The 15,517-nt window shown below is 68.5% G+C and carries 17 protein-coding genes; 8 read left to right on the top strand and 9 right to left on the bottom strand.

Annotated elements, in window-relative coordinates; genetic code table 11:
- Positions 1–39 precede the first annotated feature (39 nt).
- Both ED92_RS33915 and ED92_RS33910 read left to right on the top strand, forming a co-directional pair.
- Positions 40–909: a hypothetical protein gene (locus ED92_RS33915; protein WP_037345420.1), complete on the top strand. Its 870-nt coding sequence runs from the start codon at positions 40–42 to the stop codon at positions 907–909.
- 20 nt (positions 910–929) lie between these two features.
- A complete protein-coding gene (locus ED92_RS33910; RefSeq protein WP_037345419.1) occupies positions 930–2,414 on the top strand; it encodes a CoA-acylating methylmalonate-semialdehyde dehydrogenase in 1,485 nt (494 codons plus the stop codon).
- Positions 2,415–2,472: 58 nt separating this feature from the next.
- Here ED92_RS33910 and ED92_RS33905 read toward each other — a convergent pair whose 3' ends face one another.
- Positions 2,473–3,861, bottom strand: a complete 1,389-nt coding sequence (locus ED92_RS33905; RefSeq protein ID WP_037345418.1) for an amino acid permease — start codon at positions 3,859–3,861, stop codon at positions 2,473–2,475.
- Between the two features lie 170 nt (positions 3,862–4,031).
- On the opposite strand from ED92_RS33905, the gene ED92_RS33900 reads away from it, so the two are divergent.
- Genes ED92_RS33900 through ED92_RS33885 form a run of 4 tightly spaced genes read left to right on the top strand, consistent with a single transcriptional unit; the run spans position 4,032 to position 5,983 of the window.
- On the top strand, positions 4,032–4,937 hold the full coding sequence (locus ED92_RS33900) for a glutaminase (protein ID WP_037345416.1): 906 nt from the start codon (positions 4,032–4,034) through the stop codon (positions 4,935–4,937).
- A 37-nt stretch (positions 4,938–4,974) separates the two neighbouring features.
- Positions 4,975–5,457, top strand: a complete 483-nt coding sequence (locus ED92_RS43190) for an MSMEG_6728 family protein (RefSeq protein WP_037345414.1) — start codon at positions 4,975–4,977, stop codon at positions 5,455–5,457.
- Positions 5,454–5,663 (top strand): DUF2945 domain-containing protein, encoded by a 210-nt coding sequence (locus ED92_RS43185; protein WP_037345413.1) that lies wholly within the window; start codon positions 5,454–5,456, stop codon positions 5,661–5,663. The genes ED92_RS43190 and ED92_RS43185 overlap by 4 nt, the downstream gene beginning before the upstream one ends.
- Positions 5,660–5,983, top strand: a complete 324-nt coding sequence (locus ED92_RS33885) for a DUF3140 domain-containing protein (RefSeq protein ID WP_037345411.1) — start codon at positions 5,660–5,662, stop codon at positions 5,981–5,983. Before ED92_RS43185 ends, ED92_RS33885 begins: the two co-directional genes overlap by 4 nt.
- On the opposite strand, the gene ED92_RS33880 is transcribed toward ED92_RS33885, so the two are convergent.
- The 4 genes from ED92_RS33880 to ED92_RS33865 form a co-directional block, all read right to left on the bottom strand.
- A complete protein-coding gene (locus ED92_RS33880; RefSeq protein WP_037345410.1) occupies positions 5,984–6,403 on the bottom strand; it encodes a hypothetical protein in 420 nt (139 codons plus the stop codon).
- Between the two features lie 29 nt (positions 6,404–6,432).
- Positions 6,433–6,861 (bottom strand): helix-turn-helix domain-containing protein, encoded by a 429-nt coding sequence (locus tag ED92_RS33875; RefSeq protein WP_235213433.1) that lies wholly within the window; start codon positions 6,859–6,861, stop codon positions 6,433–6,435.
- Between the two features lie 10 nt (positions 6,862–6,871).
- Entirely contained in the window at positions 6,872–7,765 is an 894-nt protein-coding gene (locus tag ED92_RS33870) for an MBL fold metallo-hydrolase (protein WP_037345406.1), read from the bottom strand.
- A gap of 90 nt (positions 7,766–7,855) precedes the next feature.
- Entirely contained in the window at positions 7,856–8,716 is an 861-nt protein-coding gene (locus ED92_RS33865; protein WP_037345405.1) for a LysR substrate-binding domain-containing protein, read from the bottom strand.
- Positions 8,717–8,798: 82 nt separating this feature from the next.
- Between ED92_RS33865 and ED92_RS33860 the strand changes: the two genes are divergently transcribed.
- Positions 8,799–9,740: an MBL fold metallo-hydrolase gene (locus ED92_RS33860; protein ID WP_037345403.1), complete on the top strand. Its 942-nt coding sequence runs from the start codon at positions 8,799–8,801 to the stop codon at positions 9,738–9,740.
- Here the strand turns inward: ED92_RS33860 and ED92_RS43080 are convergent.
- From ED92_RS43080 to ED92_RS33845, 4 genes are all read right to left on the bottom strand, one after another.
- Positions 9,687–9,863, bottom strand: coding sequence for a hypothetical protein (locus ED92_RS43080; RefSeq protein WP_162836909.1), 177 nt, complete (start codon positions 9,861–9,863; stop codon positions 9,687–9,689). The genes ED92_RS33860 and ED92_RS43080 overlap by 54 nt on opposite strands.
- 146 nt (positions 9,864–10,009) lie before the next feature.
- Positions 10,010–10,783: a hypothetical protein gene (locus tag ED92_RS33855; RefSeq protein WP_037345400.1), complete on the bottom strand. Its 774-nt coding sequence runs from the start codon at positions 10,781–10,783 to the stop codon at positions 10,010–10,012.
- Positions 10,770–12,305: a substrate-binding domain-containing protein gene (locus ED92_RS33850; RefSeq protein WP_037345398.1), complete on the bottom strand. Its 1,536-nt coding sequence runs from the start codon at positions 12,303–12,305 to the stop codon at positions 10,770–10,772. Before ED92_RS33850 ends, ED92_RS33855 begins: the two co-directional genes overlap by 14 nt.
- Complete coding sequence (locus ED92_RS33845) at positions 12,302–13,540, bottom strand: hypothetical protein (RefSeq protein WP_037345396.1); 1,239 nt, start codon at positions 13,538–13,540, stop codon at positions 12,302–12,304. The genes ED92_RS33850 and ED92_RS33845 overlap by 4 nt, the downstream gene beginning before the upstream one ends.
- A gap of 170 nt (positions 13,541–13,710) precedes the next feature.
- On the opposite strand from ED92_RS33845, the gene ED92_RS33840 reads away from it, so the two are divergent.
- Positions 13,711–15,366 carry a glutamate--tRNA ligase gene (locus ED92_RS33840; protein ID WP_037345394.1) on the top strand — a complete coding sequence of 552 codons (1,656 nt, stop codon included), beginning with the start codon at positions 13,711–13,713 and terminating at the stop codon, positions 15,364–15,366.
- Positions 15,367–15,517: the final 151 nt, after the last annotated feature.

Genomic DNA, 15,517 nt, shown 5'->3' with positions numbered 1-15,517 from the left:
GCGATGGTCGAAAGACCACGCGAGCCGGGAGGTACGAACGTGTCGGACACAGTGCGCCGGATAGTCGCTGCGCGAGTGCGAGATCCGGGAGCCGTCGCGGTGGCGGCCGCCACCCGGGTCCGGGCGAAATCACCGTTCAACGACAAGGGCCGCACGATGATCATCGCCGCGGACCATCCGGCTCGCGGCGCGAACGGCGTCGGCTCCGACCCGCTCGCGATGGCCGACCGCGGCGAACTGCTCGACCGCCTCGGCCTGGCGCTGGAACGCCCCGGAGTCACCGGCGTGCTGGCGACGCCGGACATCATCGACGATCTGCTGCTACTCGGCGTGCTCGACGGCAAGACCGTCATCGGCTCGATGAACCGCACCGGACTGGCGGGATCGAGTTTCGAGATCGACGACCGGTTCGCCTGCTACGACGCCGAAACCATCGAACGGATGCGCTTCGACGGCGGCAAGACGCTCACCCGGATCTGCCTGACCGATCCGGCGACGCCGAGCGTTCTCGAGAACACCGCGAAGGCGGTCAACGACCTCGCCGACCGCAAGCTGATCGCGATGGTCGAGCCGTTCCTCTCGGACTGGGTCGACGGACGTCTCCGCAACGACCTCTCCCCCGACGCCGTGATCCGCTCGATCACCATCGCCTCCGCCCTCGGCCGCTCGTCGGCCTACACCTGGCTGAAACTCCCGGTGGTGAAGGACATGGAGCGCGTGCTGGCCGCCTCGACCTTGCCCGCGGTCCTGCTGGGCGGCGAGGTCAAGGACCCCGACGCCGCGTTCGCCGCCTGGCAGCGGGCACTCGCGCTGCCGACCGTGCAGGGCCTCGTGGTCGGCCGGTCCCTGCTGTACCCGCACGACGGAGACGTCGCCAAGGCCGTCGACACGGCCGTCGGACTGCTGTGAACACCTGTGGAGGACAACGCGTGAAGACCATCGACCACTGGATCAACGGTGCCGCGACCTCGGCGGGCTCCACCCGCACCGCCCCGGTTTACGACCCGGCCGTGGGACAGGCGCAGGCGGAGGTGCTGCTCGCGAAACCGTCCGATGTGGACACCGCGGTGGCCGCCGCGGCCAAGGCCTTCGAGGCGTGGGGCGATTCGTCGCTGTCGCAGCGGACGAAGGTGATGTTCGCCTTCCGCGAGCTGCTGGTGAAACACGAGGACGAGCTCGCCAGGATCATCTCCGCCGAACACGGCAAGGTGATCGACGACGCGCGCGGCGAGATCGTCCGCGGCCGCGAGATCGTCGAGTACGCCTGCGGGATCGCCGACGCGCTCAAAGGCGGCTTCTCCGACCAGGTCTCGCGGGACGTGGACGTGCACGACTTCCGGCAGCCGCTCGGCGTCGTCGCCGGGATCACGCCGTTCAACTTCCCGATCATGGTGCCGTTGTGGATGCACCCGATCGCCATCGCGGCGGGCAACACGTTCGTCCTCAAGCCGAGCGAGCGGGTCCCGTCCGCGTCCCGGCTGGTCGCCGAACTGTATGCCGAGGCAGGGCTGCCCGACGGCGTGTTCAACGTGGTCAACGGAGACAAGGTCGCGGTCGACGCGATCCTGGAGCATCCCGATATCGCCGCCGTGTCGTTCGTCGGGTCGACCCCGATCGCCAAGTACGTCCACGAACGCGCGACGGCCACCGGCAAACGCGTGCAGGCGCTGGGCGGGGCCAAGAACCACGCCGTCGTCCTGCCCGACGCGGACCTGGAGTACGCCGCGAACCACCTCACGGCGGCGGCGTTCGGTTCCGCCGGGCAGCGTTGCATGGCGATCTCCATCGGTGTCGCCGTGGGGTCGGCCGGGGACGGGCTGATCGAGATCCTCGAGCGCAAGGCCGCCGAGATCAAGGTCGGGCCCGGCCACGAGGCGGGCAACGACATGGGCCCGGTGGTCACGGAGGCCGCGCGGCGGCGGGTGATCGACTCCGTCGCCCGCGGGGCGGAACAGGGCGCGACCGTGGTCGTCGACGGGCGGGAGCTGCGGGTCGCCGGGCACGAGGACGGGTTCTTCGTCGGACCGTCCCTTTTGGACCATGTGACCACGGAGATGGCCGCCTACCGCGACGAGATCTTCGGGCCGGTGCTCGGGATCGTCCGGGTGTCCACACTGGACGAAGCGATCGCGCTGATCAACGCGAACCCGTACGGCAACGGGACCGCGGTCTTCACCGGCAGCGGCGAGGCGGCGCGGCGGTTCCAGCGGGAGGTGAAGGTCGGGATGATCGGGGTGAACGTGCCCATCCCGGTGCCGATGTCGTACTACTCCTTCGGCGGGTGGAAGGACTCCCTCATCGGCGACAGCCCGATCCACGGGCCGGCCGGGGTGCGGTTCTACACGCGGGCGAAGGTCGTCACCACGCGGTGGCCGCACTCCACCGCCGGTTTCCACTTCCCGACATCCAGCTGAACGCCCGCGTTTCGTCCTCTGAATGCGATCGCGCATTCAGAGGACGAAACGCGGGGCGTCAGCGCACCTCTTGCCGTTGCCGTTTCCCGACGATCCGCCAGCCGACCGCCAGCACCACGACCAGCACCGGGATCGAGTAGAAGGCGATCTTCTCGGCGCCGTCGGAGAAGCCCATCAGGACCACCACCAGCGCGAGGAAGCCGAGCGTCGCCCAGCCGCTGTAGGGCGCCCACGGCATCCGGTAGGACGGCCGTTCCAGCTCACCGCGCAGCGCCGCCTGGCGCAGCCGCAGCTGGCAGAAGATCAGCGTCGCCCAGGTGGTGATCACGCCGAGCGACGCGATGGCGATCGCGATGTCGAAGGCGTCCTTCGGCACCAGGTAGTTGAGCACCACGCCCAGCACGTAGGCGCCGGAAGTGAACAGGATGCCGCCGTAGGGCACGTGACGGCTGCTCATCCGGCCGACGAACTTCGGCGCCTCGCCCTTGTCCGCGAGCGCGCGCAGGATGCGGCCGGTCGAGTAGAGCCCGGAGTTGCAGCTCGACAGCGCGGCGGTGAGCACGACGGCGTTCATCACGTCGCCGATCCCCGGGATCCCGAGGCGGCTGAACACGGTGACGAACGGGCTCTCGCCACCGTTGTAGAACGGCCACGGCAGGAGCATCGCCAGCAGCAGCACGGATCCCACGTAGAACACGCCGATCCGCCAGACGACACCGTTGATCGCCTTCGGCAGCACCTTGCGGGCGTCCTTGGTCTCGCCGGCGGCGATGCCGACGACCTCGATCGCCGAGTACGCGAAGATGACCGCCTGCAACGTCATCAGCGCGATGCCGACACCTGCCGGGAAGAATCCACTGTGGGCGGTCAGGTTGTGCACGCCCGCGGTGGTGCCGCCGATGTCGGCGCTGGTGAGCACCAGCCCGAGGGCGGTGACCAGGAAGACGACGATGGCCAGCACCTTGACCACCGAGAACCAGAATTCCAGCTCGCCGAACAGTTTCACCGAAAGCAGGTTCACCGCCAGCAGGACGCCGAGCGCGACCAGCGCGGTGATCCACTGCGGCACGTCGGGCAGCCATTTGTGCACGTAGATCGCCACCGCGGTGATCTCCGCGATCCCGGTCATCGCCCAGTTCACCCAGTACATCCAGCCGGAGGCGAAACCCGCCCACGGTCCGATGAACTTGCGGGCGTAGGTGACGAAACTGCCGGAGGACGGCTCGTGGAGCACGAGCTCACCGAGGGCGCGCATCACGAAGTACGCGGCGATACCGCAGAGCGCGTACGACAGGACCAGCGACGGCCCCACCTGGTGGAGCTTGCCACCGGCACCGAGGAACAGCCCGACGCCGATCGCGCCGCCGATGGCGATCATCTGCACTTGGCGGTTGCCCAGTGCTTTTGAATAGCTTTCACCTTTTTCGGTGAGCAGCGAGGAATCCATGGTTGCCAGACGCTAGAGCGTGTGCGGCACGTCACCAACATTGCTAAGGAAGACTTAAGGTGTGCGGGACGTCACTCTGGCGGTTTAACGGGAATTTCCTTTTTCGATTTGACAGATTCACCCGCGAACCCCGATCGTCGCGCGCGAAGGAGCGCTTCTACGCTACGGCCGTGGACCTCGCAGCGCTGCTGGACCGGATCGCCGACGACGTCGCGCCGGAGATCGGCCGCGGCTCCGTCGCGGACTACATCCCCGCCCTGGCCAGGGTCGAACCCGGCCGGTTCGGCATGGCGGTGGCCGAAGTGGACGGTGGGCTGCACGGGGTCGGCGACTGGGAGGTGCCGTTCTCCATCCAGAGCATGTCGAAGGTCTTCACCTTGGCGCTCGCGCTCTCCCACGGCGACGGAGTGTGGGAACGGGTGGGCCGCGAGCCGTCCGGAAACCCGTTCAACTCGCTGGTCCAGCTCGAGAACGAGGACGGAATCCCCCGCAATCCGTTCATCAACGCCGGCGCCCTCGTGGTGACCGACGAATTGGCGCACCACGGCGACGCGGCGGAAACCCTGCTCCGGTTCCTCCGGGAGGAAAGCGGGCGCGGCGGCATCGGGATCGACGCCGAGGTCGCCGCGTCGGAGGCCGCGCACGCCGATCGCAACCGCGCCCTCGCGTATTTCATGGCGTCGTACCGGAACATGCGTCATCCGGTGCCCGCCGTCCTCGACCAGTACATGCGCCAGTGCTCGATCGCGATGAGCTGTGGCGACGTCGCGCGGGCGGCGGTGTTCCTCGCCCGCCACGGCGTGCGCAACGACGGCAGCCGCCTGCTCGAACAGAGCGCCGCCAAGCGGGTCAACGCGGTGATGCTGACCTGCGGCACCTACGACGCGGCGGGCGAATTCGCCTACCGTGTCGGGCTTCCGGGCAAGAGCGGGGTCGGCGGCGGCATCGTCGCGATCGTCCCCGGCCGGTGCGCGATCTGCGTCTGGAGCCCCGGCCTGGACCCGCGCGGCAACTCCGTCGCGGGTGTCGCGGCGCTCGACCGGTTCACCACCCTGACCGGCTGGTCGATCTTCTGAGCGGTTTGGATCCGAGCCGACGGGGGAAGCCGCCGGTGTGCAGACGTTTCTCCCGTGCGCTGATTTCCGGGCCTCCGCTTCCGTCCTCGACCAGCGGAGGCTCGGTAAACAGCGGGTCGAGACCATCCAGGTGCTGCGCGCGCTGACGGTGCCGGGATACGGCTGGCGGCATCACCCGGCCGCGGCGATGTGGGCCGGCTACGAGGAGGCGCTCGTCCGGTACGGCTTCGACATCTGCGACGTCTGGTGCGAGACCGGCCGCCAGGACACTTGCCGCCAAACACTGCGGCTCGACCTGCTCCGCGCCACCGGACTCGACGAGGTCCGCACCCAGGACCGGCTCGCCGACGCGAAGGAGCTGCCGCCCTGGCTCGGCGACGCGGATTTCCACCGCAGCCATCAGTCCGCGCTCGTCCGCAAGGAGCCGGGGCACTACCGCGCGAGTTTCCCGGACGTTCCCGACGACCTGCCCTACGTCTGGCCGGCGTCGGACCGTCCACGACGAGAAGGAGTGCGATGAGCAAGCGATTCCGCAAAGGCGACAAGGTCCGCTGGAACAGCCACGGCGGGCAGGCCGAAGGCGAAGTCCTGAAGGAGATCACTTCCGACACCGAAGCGGGCGGCCGCACCGTTCGCGCGGCCGAGGAAGAACCGCAGTACCTCGTCCGCAGCGACAAGAGCGGTGGCGAAGCGGTCCACAAGCCCGAGGCGCTGGAGAAGCTGTGAGCGATGACGACGTCCACACCGAGTTCGGCGAAGCGGTCAACATGACCGCGGGCGAACTCGAGAAGTGGCTGAAGACCGACGAGTCCCGCGAGGCGGGTCAGCACAAGGACGGAGGCGAGTCGGTCGGCCACGAGTCGGGCCGCCGGATCGTCACGATCCTGCGCACGAAGAAGGCGGAACTCTCCGAAAAGGACGAGCGGCACATGCGCAAGGTGGTCGGTTACGTGCACCGGCATCTCGCGCAGCGCCCGTCCGGCGACGTCGAGGACACGACCTGGCGGTATTCGCTGATGAACTGGGGCCACGACCCCTGCAAGTAGTCAGCCGCCCGAAGGCCGCCCCATCTCGTGCCCCGGCCGTCCCTCGGTCCGCCGCCGGCGCTTGATCCGTTCTTCGTGCAGGTGCCGCCGCCCGCCGGTCAGGTCAGCGGTGACGTCGCGCGCCATGTCGCGGTAGGCGGCGTAGTAGCCCTCGTCGTACTCCTCGATCAGCTGGAACGTCCACCGCTCCGGCAGCACGTTGAGCCCGACCAGTTCGGTCTGGATCCGTTCCGCCCACTCGGCGTGCCCGGCCTTCCGGAGGGCTTCGACGGCCTCGCCGAGCGCGAAGTCGGCGGTTCCGGTGAGGTGGTGGAAAGCGTACAGGTGACCACGCGCCTGTTCGACCGTTTCGAGGGCGAAGGTCAGCTTTCCGACGGCGTCGACGGTCGCCTCGTCGGGTTCTGAAGATGAGTCCGGCATGCCGGGGAAATGCCCCGGACGCGGCGTTCCTACACCCCGGCGTCGTACCGCGTCCTGGCGTCGTTGATCTCGTTGATATGGAGTTCGGCCCAGTCCCGGATCACCGCCAGCGGTGCGGTGATGGTCTGGCCGAGCGTGGTCAGCGTGTACTCGACCTTCGGCGGCACCGTCGGGTGCACGGTGCGCGTGACCAGACCGTCGCGTTCGAGCCCGCGCAGGGTCTGGGTGAGCATCTTCTCGCTGACCCCGTCGATCGCGGTGCGCAGTTCGCTGTAGCGCTTGGTCCCCGTGGAGAGGCAACCGACGATCAGCGCGGTCCATTTGTCCGCGATGCGATCCAGTACCTGTCGTGAGGGACACGGCGCGCTGTACACATCGGCCGGCCGCCCGTCCGGCAACCAGGCCAGCACCTGGCCCGGAGTGCCTGGACGGGGACGGCGGCGGTGTGGTTCCGGCATACCCGCGACGTTATCCGGTGGCCTGGCCTGCGGCCCAGGTCCGGCGCAGCGCGGGCGGCAGGACCCGGCCGAACACCTGGCCGGCGAAATGCCCGCCCGCGAGGATCGTACGGTCGTCCTCGATCTCCTTCAGCAGTTGCTCGCGGGTGGCGACGCCCTCCGCCGGATCGACGTCGAACGCGAACGTCCAGTGGCTTTCGGTGATCTGCACCTGGCAGTGCATGACGTCGCCGAGCACGACGACGCGGCGCGGGTCCTCCCCGTCCGGGTCGGTGACCACCAGGCTGCTGTGACCGGGCGTGTGCCCCGGCGTGGCGAGTATCCGCACACCCGGCGCGACGACGTCGCCATCACCGAAGAACCCGATCACCTCGGCCAGCGGCTCCTGTACGGCGAGCGGATCCGGGCCGACCGGGTCGTTCGTGCCGGACCAGTGTGCCCATTCGGTCTCGCTGACGAGATGGCGTGCCGCGGGGAAGGTCAGCCCGGTCACCGTCCCGCCCGGGCCGTCCGGCGCGGGCGGGACGTTCGTCGTCCAGCCGACGTGGTCGTGGTGCAGATGCGTGTAGACCACGGTGTCGACGTCTTCCGGGCTCAGGCCCTCCGCGGCCAGGGCGTCGAGCAGGCCACCACCGTGGAACTCGGCGGCACCGGGAAGGCTGAAGTCGGCCGCGCCGAGCCCCAGGTCCACCAGGATGGCCCGGTCGTCGGTCCTGATCAGGAAGGAACCGATGCTGACCGGGAACCAGCCGCGTTCGTCGAGGAACGCGTCGTGGGCCGCCCAGCCGGACGGGACACTCGACGGCAGGAAAACGCCGGGGTTGAGCCAGGCGTGGCCGTCGGGCAGGTAGGTGACCGTGGTCCGGCCGGCCCGGATCTGGGACCTGGCGGCAGGTCTGGACATGTCGTGGACTCCCTTGTGGATGGTGAGCGAAGCTGTACTCACTTTCAGGGAGCCGCTCTCCGGAGGGAAGTACGCACTTGCAAGTGCGGTCTAGCGATGGCCTTCCGCGGCGATCCGCGCGAACGAGCGGATCAGCGGGTTCTCCCGTTCGGTCACCCACGCGACGACCAGCGGGCTCGGTGGCATGTCGGCCAGCGGTACCCAGGTGAGTCCGTCCGGCAGGGCGTGCCCGAACGGCGCGATACCCGCCGATCCGTTCCACAGAACGGCTTGCAGGCATTCGCCGACCGTGCGCACCACCGGTCCGGACGGCCGCTCGCCCACGGGCGTCGCCCCGTTCCAGTACTCGCGCCACAGTGGATCCGTGCCCTCCGGCAGCTGGAACCACGGCCGATCGGCGACCTCGGCCAGCCGCAGTGTCGCGCGATCGGCGAGCGGGTCGCCGGTGCGCAGCACCAGCCCGACCGGATCCGAACGGAGGACCCGCACGGTGAGACCGGTTTCGTCGAACGGCGAGCGGGTCAGCGCGACGTCGGCCAGCCCGGCGCGGAGGCCGGTGGTGGGATCGGTGAAATCCGCCTCACGGAAGCGGATCGAGACTTCGGGATGCCGACGCCGGAACGCCGCGGCCAGGCGGATGCCCGCCTCCCCCGCGCCGTCGGCCAGGGTGCCGACGGTGAGCGTCGCGGGGCCCGCCGTCTCGATCACCCGCGCGCGGGCGCGTTCGGCCTGGTCCAGCAGGGTGCGGGCCTCGGCGTACAGGGTGGTTCCGGCGGCGGTGGGCTCGACGCCCGCGGCCGACCGGAGCAGCAGGACGACCCCCAGGTCGTTCTCCAGCTGCCGGATGGCCCGGCTCAGCGGCGGCTGGGTCATGTGCAGCCGCGCGGCGGCCCGGCCGAAGTGCCGCTCCTCGGCGACGGCCACGAAATAACGCAACAGACGAAGCTCCATCACCAGCGATGATACCCATCAGGTATCGGCGCGTGGAGATCGGTCTTGGACGGCGCCCGAAGGCCGGCACGACAGTGGGGGCATGCCCTTCGAACCACTCACCCACGAACCCGCCGTCGAGCCCGCCCAGGCCGGGGAGATCGCCCGCGACGTCGTGGTGATCCCGAATCTCGGCGTCGACCTCGTCCCCAATATCGGCGTCATCGGCGGCTCGCATTCGGTGCTCGTCGTCGACACGGGACTCGGTCCTCGCAACGCCGAGAAGGTGCTCGCCTTCGCGGCCGAACACGCCCGCGGCCGCAGGCTGTACCTGACCACGACGCATTTCCATCCCGAGCACGCTTTCGGCGCACAGGTCTTCGCGGACGAGGCGACCTACCTCGTCAACAGCGCCCAAGCCGCGGATCTGGTCCACAAAGGACCTGGCTACCTCGAGATGTTCCGCGGCCTCGGCACCCCGGTCGCGCGGGCGCTGGACGACGTCGACCTCGTCACCCCGGACGTGGTCTACGACGACGAGTACGACCTCGACCTCGGCGGGCGGGTCGTGCGCCTGGCGGCCACCGGACGCGCCCACAGCAAGGGCGATCAGGTGGTGACCGTGCCCGACGCGGGCGTGCTGTTCACCGGGGACCTGGTCGAGACCGGTCAGTTCTCGATCTTCCCGTGGTTCCCGCCGTACGACACCGATGTCTCGGGACGGCGCTGGATCGAAGTGCTGGAACGGCTGGCCGCCGCCGGACCGGACCTCGTCGTCCCTGGCCACGGCGACGTCTCCGGACGCCGGATCCTCACCGACGTCCGCGAGTACCTCGAACTACTGCGCGACGAGACCTGGAAGCGACGTGATTCGGCACTCCCCGAAGAGACCATCGCCGCGGAGGTCGAAGCGCTGATGATCGAACGCCACCCCGAGTGGGAGGGGCGGGACTGGATCGCGAAGGGCGTCGGTTGCTTCTGCGCCGACCACTCAGGCCATGAGGCAGCAGGCACCGGTGAAGCAACCGAAGGCGCCTCCGCTTGACGCGTTCTTCCAGTTGTCGAAGCGGTCGATCACGAGTTCGACCTCGGCCTGCCCGGCCACGGTGACATCGATGGCGGAGTCGGCGAAGAAGCTGCGGATATCGTCGGTAACAGTGGTCTTCATGGAAGATCTCCCTCGAACCTGCGGTGTTGGATACCGAAATCGTGCAGGTTCGGGCCCCGGTGTCGACAGTGCGAAGCGCCACGGACGACGTGTGGCTTTCGACTGCTCCACTCGTGTCACCCGGACGACGCGAGTGGAGCAGCCGGCTATTTGAAGATCGCGATGGGATGGACGACGAGTTCCCCGGTCTCGGGGTCCCAGTCTTCGACCTTGCCGAGGCAACGCGCCCGGAACGCGCCGGTGGGCGCGGAGTCCCGCAGATCGCTGGTCACGCAGGTGAACCGGATCCGCCTGCTTCGCTCCGGATCGTCCGGATTCCCGTACGGTGCCACGAAAACCGTCTCGGTGTCGGTCTGGGAGCGTTTACGGAACAGGCCCTTCACGGAGATGAACGCCTCGACGCCGCGCAGCCTGGTTTTGACCTGCCGGGTGCTCTCGGGACCGTCTGCCCAGCCGAGTTCCTTCACCAGTGCCCGGTTGTGGGCCAGTTCCTGTTTCGTCAAATCGACGTAGATGATGTCGTGGTGCTTCTCCAGCACCTTCGTCACGATGCCGATCACCGTGATCGGTTCGGCCTTGCGGATGTACCGCCGGAACTCCTCGTCGGTGTCGGTGCGCTCCGATTCCCCTTTCAGCGGGCCGAATCCGCCCGAACCCCAGAACCGCCAGCCCCGGCTCTTCCGTTTCTCGACCTCCTGTTCCAGCGCCTCGTTGTAGCGATGCAACTGGTAGAGGCCCATCACGGATCTCGTGTGCAGGTAGAAGGCGATGCCCCGGATCATGCCCTGATCGCCGTCGGACCGCGCACGGCGCCAGTGCTTCACGAAAACGACGATCGCGACGAGGAAGGCGACCACGGTCAGCATCCAGACCGCGAGCCACAGTCCCCAGACGTCCCACCACAGATTATCGGCAGCCACGGATCTCCTTGAAGGCGTCGAGCAGCGATGTCGTGTTCGCGTCGACCATCCGGCCACCGGTGGCCACGGCCGCGCGCTCCAACTCGGCGGGATTCGCCTCGCCGAACCGGATGGTGTACGTGTGCACGCCCGGATCCCTTGGCGCGCGCAGGAATTCCTCGATACCGGGGCCGGTGTTGCTCTCCCCGTCGGTCATCAGCACGATCGAGACGTCTCCGCCGGGCTCGGCGCCGCGATAACCGCTCGCCTTTGCATACGCCTCGCCGAGCGCGGACCAGACCGCGGTGTTGCCGTCGAACTCGTCGGCCGCGATGAAGGCCCGCAGCGCGTCGAGATCACCGGGTCCGTCGATGGTGAACTCCCTGTCCCCCAGTATCTTCCCGCCGAACCGGAGGACCGTCAGCCGCTCGCCGCGGTGGAAGCGGTCGAACCCGCCGTCCGGACCGCCGCTCAGCCCGGCGAAGGTCGCGCGGAGCGCGGCGATCCGCGGCCCCTTCATCGAACCGGAGAAGTCCAGCACGAAGATCACGCGTCCCGGCGCGCGGGAAGCGGACGCCGCGTAGTCGTCGAGGAGTTTGTCCACGACGGCCTGTTCGTCCGGGAAGTACAGCGAGTTCCCGATCGAGGCGGGCAGCCTCGGATCGAGGCCCACCTCGCCGGTGATCGGACGGCGAAGGGTCCGCTCCATCAGCTTCTTCTGCGTCGCCGGGCTTCTGAGCCAGGAGACGACCTTGTCGTACGCCTCCCGTTTGGCCGGGTCCAGCAGCAAGACCGGGTAGTCGGACTGGACGATGCCGTCGCGCGGATACACCAGCTCCAACGGTGTCTTGAGCCTGCCGCTCGCGTTCAGGGAGAGCAAGGTGGACTCGTACCCGATGATCGCGTCCACGTCCTGGCGCTCGGCGAACCGATCGGCCACGGCGGCCGAGGTGTCCGCCGTCAGCGTGTGCCCGGTGCGGAAGCCCTGGAGCTTGTCGCATTTCACGTCCTGGAGGCGCAGCGCAGCGCCGGTGCCCGCGGCCGCCGTCGCCACCCCGACGAGTGAAGTCAGCCCGCTGGTCGATTTGGCCGGATCCGCCATCGCGAACCGGAAGCCACCGCCGGCCGCCGCGTCCGCCAGATCCGCCCACGAGAGCTTGCCGTCCGGTTTGCCTCGGCGCAGTTCCGCCGCCTTCGCCGGGGTGATCCCGACGATGACCGGCGACACCATGGTCTTGGTCGCGAGCGGCCGTTCCCCCTTGTCCCCCGACTGCCGGTGTTTGAGCTGGAAATACCGGTCGGTGGAAAGCCAGGCGAGATCGTGCGTGGCCTTTCCCGGAGTGAGGGAGGCGGCGGCGTCGATCGTTCCCCGGAAATCCATTTCCAGTTCGATTCCCGTTTCCGCGCGAAGGTCGTCGAGAATCGGCCCGAGATCGGCCAGCTCCGAACTGGCCAGCACGCGCAACTTCACCTTCTGCCCACCGCTCGTACAGGCGGCGACCACCAGGAGCAGGCAGCACAGGATCACGACGAGCCGCTTCACGGGCAGTCCCCGACCGTCTTGATCATCTCTTCCAGCACCGGGTTGTCCGGCAACGGCGTGGTGCTGTCGTCGGTGGCGATCTCCGGCGCGGGCAGCCCCTGTTCGCGGAGGAACTCGTACAGCCGCGTGCTTTTCGTGCTGCCCGCCGGGGTCGCGACACCGAAACCGAGCTCCATCGCGCGGCGCTGCAGCTCCGGATCGAAGGTGATCAGCTCACCGAGCCGTTCCGCTTCCGGTTTAAGCGCCAGGAACTGGGGTTTCGTCAGGATGTCGTCCTTCGGGTACAGCAGGACCCGGTCTGGGTCCGGCCGTCCGCTCTGCGCCTTGGCCCGCAACTGCATGGCGAGGTATTGATGCTCGTAGATGACGACGATCGGCTTGTCCCCCTCGGCCAGATTCGCGTACGACTCCGACAGATCCGCCGAAGGGAAGCCTTGTGCCGCCACGAGCGGTTTCACCCGGTTGGCCAGTTCCTTCGCGGCCGTGAGGTTCGGCGGCCCCGCGGGAGCCCCGGCCGGACGCGGGTCGACGACCGGGACCTGGCGGCCGTTCTCCAGGAACGCCAGCAGGATCAGGTACGTCGCGCCCGAGTTGGAGTCGCAGATGTTCGAGGTCTGGGCGAGCACCCTGTTGCCGTTCTCCGCGCCGAAGCGCCTGATGCCGAGCGAGTCCCAGGTCTGCCCTTTTCGCAGGGTCTCGATGAACTTCTCGGTGTCCAGCCGGTAGTACAGCGGTTCCTGTTCACCCTCCGGTTTTGTGGCGATCTTGTTGCTGGCCAGCGTTTCCGCGTAGCGGCGGTACGTGGCGAGGACGATCGGGCTGGTGAACGGCTGCCGCGCGCTGCCCGTCCATTGGTCGGCCCTCGACCGCCGGACGAGACTCGCGGCGGGCTCGCCCGACATGAACACGAAGTCGTACTGGCTGAGGTCGTGGGTGGCGACGTCCCGCGAGCCCGCCCTGGTCACGTGGACGCGGATGTGGTGGCGCATCAGGATTTCCTGGATCTTCGCGTCCTCGAAGAGATCCGATTTGGAGCCCATCTTGCCGCGCAGGACGAGCGTCTGCTGGAACGGCACCACGATCGTCCCGCTCATGAGCAGGGCGATCAGGCCGGTCACGGCCAGGGCCAGCGCGGGCCCGAAAGTGCGGAGAAAGCGACGGCGCAGAAAGAACGCCGAGGGTTTCGGTCGGATGATGAGCTGGGGTTCTTCACGAAGCGAGCTATCGGTGGTCACCGATTTCCTCCCCGAATGTCCGGCAAGCCCATTTTACCGGGGAGCACCGACGGAAAAGCACGTCTCGATCCGGCTTCGGGACCACCCTCACCAGGCCCGGAGGCCGGACGGTTAGGCTCTTCGGTGGCGAAAACCGCCATGCACCACGACGCCGGGAGATCTGAACCGCCATGCTGGACCGAGCAGTCATCGACGCCCTCTTCCCCGCCGACCTGCCCGAGCCCGAGCACTGGGAACAGCGTTACCCCGCCCGCGAGCTGCCCGAGGGCGCCCTGGTCACCCGGTTCGGCCCTTCGCCGACCGGGTTCGTCCACATCGGCGGGGTCTACGTCGCCACCATCGACCAGGACGTCGCCCGCCGCAGCGGCGGCCGCTACCTCGTCCGGGTCGAGGACACCGACCGCTCCCGCGAGGTCGAAGGCGCCATCGAGCAGTTCGAGCGCGGTTTCGCCTACTTCGACCTCGCCGCCGACGAGGACATCCACCGCGGTGGCGACTACGGCCCGTACCAGCAGTCCGAGCGCGAGCAGATCTACCTGACCTACGTCCGTCACCTGCTCCGCTCCGGCCGCGCGTACCTCGACTTCGCGACGAAGGACGAGCTCGCCGCGATCACCGCCCGGCAGCAGGCGACGAAGCTGCCGACCGGCTACTACGGCTCGTGGGCCATCTGGCGCGACGCCGACCCCGCCGACGTGCAGGCCAAACTCGACGCCGGCGACCCGTACGTCGTGCGGTTCCGCGCGCCGGACGACACCGGCGCCCGCGCCCGGTTCACCGACGCCATCCGCGGCCCGCTGGAGGCCGAGGCCAATCGCAACGACGTCGTCATCCTCAAGAGCTCCGACCAGAGCCCGCGGCTGCCGACCTACCACTTCGCGCACGCCGTCGACGATCACCTCATGCGGGTCAACCTGGTCATCCGCGGCGACGAGTGGATCTCGTCGGTGCCGGTGCACCAGCAGCTGTTCGACGCGCTCGGCTTCGAGCCGATCACGTACGCGCACATCGCGCCGCTGATGAAGCAGGAGGGCGGCAGCAAACGCAAGCTGTCGAAGCGCAAGGACCCGGAAGCGAGCGTCGACTTCTACATCGAGTCCGGCTACCCGACCAAGGCCGTCCTGTACTACCTGCGCGGCCTCGCCAACGGCCGTCTCGCCGAGATGCCGCTCGACCAGGCGCTGGCCGAGCCGATCAACCTCGACGAATGCGGGGTCGCCGGCCCGCTGGTCGACCTGGTCAAACTCGACGACATCTCGGCCGACCACATCGCCACGCTGACCGGCGCCGAGATCCTGGAGGAGGTCCGGAGCTGGGCGGAGCGGTTCGACCCCGAGCTGCGGACCGTCCTGGACGCCGAGCCGGACCTCGCGCTCCGGGCGCTCGCCGTCGAACGTGACGGCGCCGAGAACCCGCGCAAGGACCTGAAGAAGTGGAGCGAGTTCCGCGCCGTCTACGGCTTCTTCTTCCCGCAGCTGCACGCCGCCGTCGCGAACCCCGACGACGAGCGGATCACCGCGCTCGGTGTCGACCGCGCGGTCGTCCAGGCCGTGGCGCGGGACTTCGTCGAGAACTACCAGCAGCTCGACGACGGCCAGGAGTGGTTCCAGCAGATCCGCGACGTGGCCGCGAAGCACGGCTTCGCGAAGAACGCCAAGGAGTTCAAGAAGAACCCCGAAGGCTTCCCTGGTTCCATCCGCGAGGCATCGCAGATCATCCGGATCGCGATCACGGGCTCGACCCGGAGCCCGGACCTGCACTCGATCACCCAGGCGCTGGGGCGCGAGGAGACGCTGGGCCGGTTCTCCGGCCTCGTTGCCGAGTGACCCCCTCGTGAGTGGCCGTTGGCCGTAGGTCCGTGAAGGCCTCCTTCCCTACCCTGAAGGTAGTGAAGGAGGCCTTCACGTACTTCAAGCGAGCGAGCGCGCCAGTGGCGTGGTGGGGCGCGGTGGTCGTGAGTGGCGTTTCGGGTTAGAA

The sequence above is a fragment of the Amycolatopsis sp. MJM2582 genome, assembly GCF_000754115.1.
Lineage (GTDB): Bacteria > Actinomycetota > Actinomycetes > Mycobacteriales > Pseudonocardiaceae > Amycolatopsis > Amycolatopsis japonica.
Note: the sequence above shows the minus strand (reverse complement) of the source record. Positions and strands in the feature narration are given on the sequence as shown.

Coding starts and splice junctions, on each gene's coding strand:
- ED92_RS33870 (WP_037345406.1), bottom strand. CDS start 7,765: ATGTCCAGACCTGCCGCCAGGTCCCAGATCCGGGCCGGCCGGACCACG.
- ED92_RS33875 (WP_235213433.1), bottom strand. CDS start 6,861: ATGCCGGAACCACACCGCCGCCGTCCCCGTCCAGGCACTCCGGGCCAG.
- ED92_RS33840 (WP_037345394.1), top strand. CDS start 13,711: ATGCTGGACCGAGCAGTCATCGACGCCCTCTTCCCCGCCGACCTGCCC.
- ED92_RS43185 (WP_037345413.1), top strand. CDS start 5,454: ATGAGCAAGCGATTCCGCAAAGGCGACAAGGTCCGCTGGAACAGCCAC.
- ED92_RS43080 (WP_162836909.1), bottom strand. CDS start 9,863: ATGAAGACCACTGTTACCGACGATATCCGCAGCTTCTTCGCCGACTCC.
- ED92_RS33865 (WP_037345405.1), bottom strand. CDS start 8,716: ATGGAGCTTCGTCTGTTGCGTTATTTCGTGGCCGTCGCCGAGGAGCGG.
- ED92_RS33905 (WP_037345418.1), bottom strand. CDS start 3,861: ATGGATTCCTCGCTGCTCACCGAAAAAGGTGAAAGCTATTCAAAAGCA.
- ED92_RS33860 (WP_037345403.1), top strand. CDS start 8,799: ATGCCCTTCGAACCACTCACCCACGAACCCGCCGTCGAGCCCGCCCAG.
- ED92_RS33880 (WP_037345410.1), bottom strand. CDS start 6,403: ATGCCGGACTCATCTTCAGAACCCGACGAGGCGACCGTCGACGCCGTC.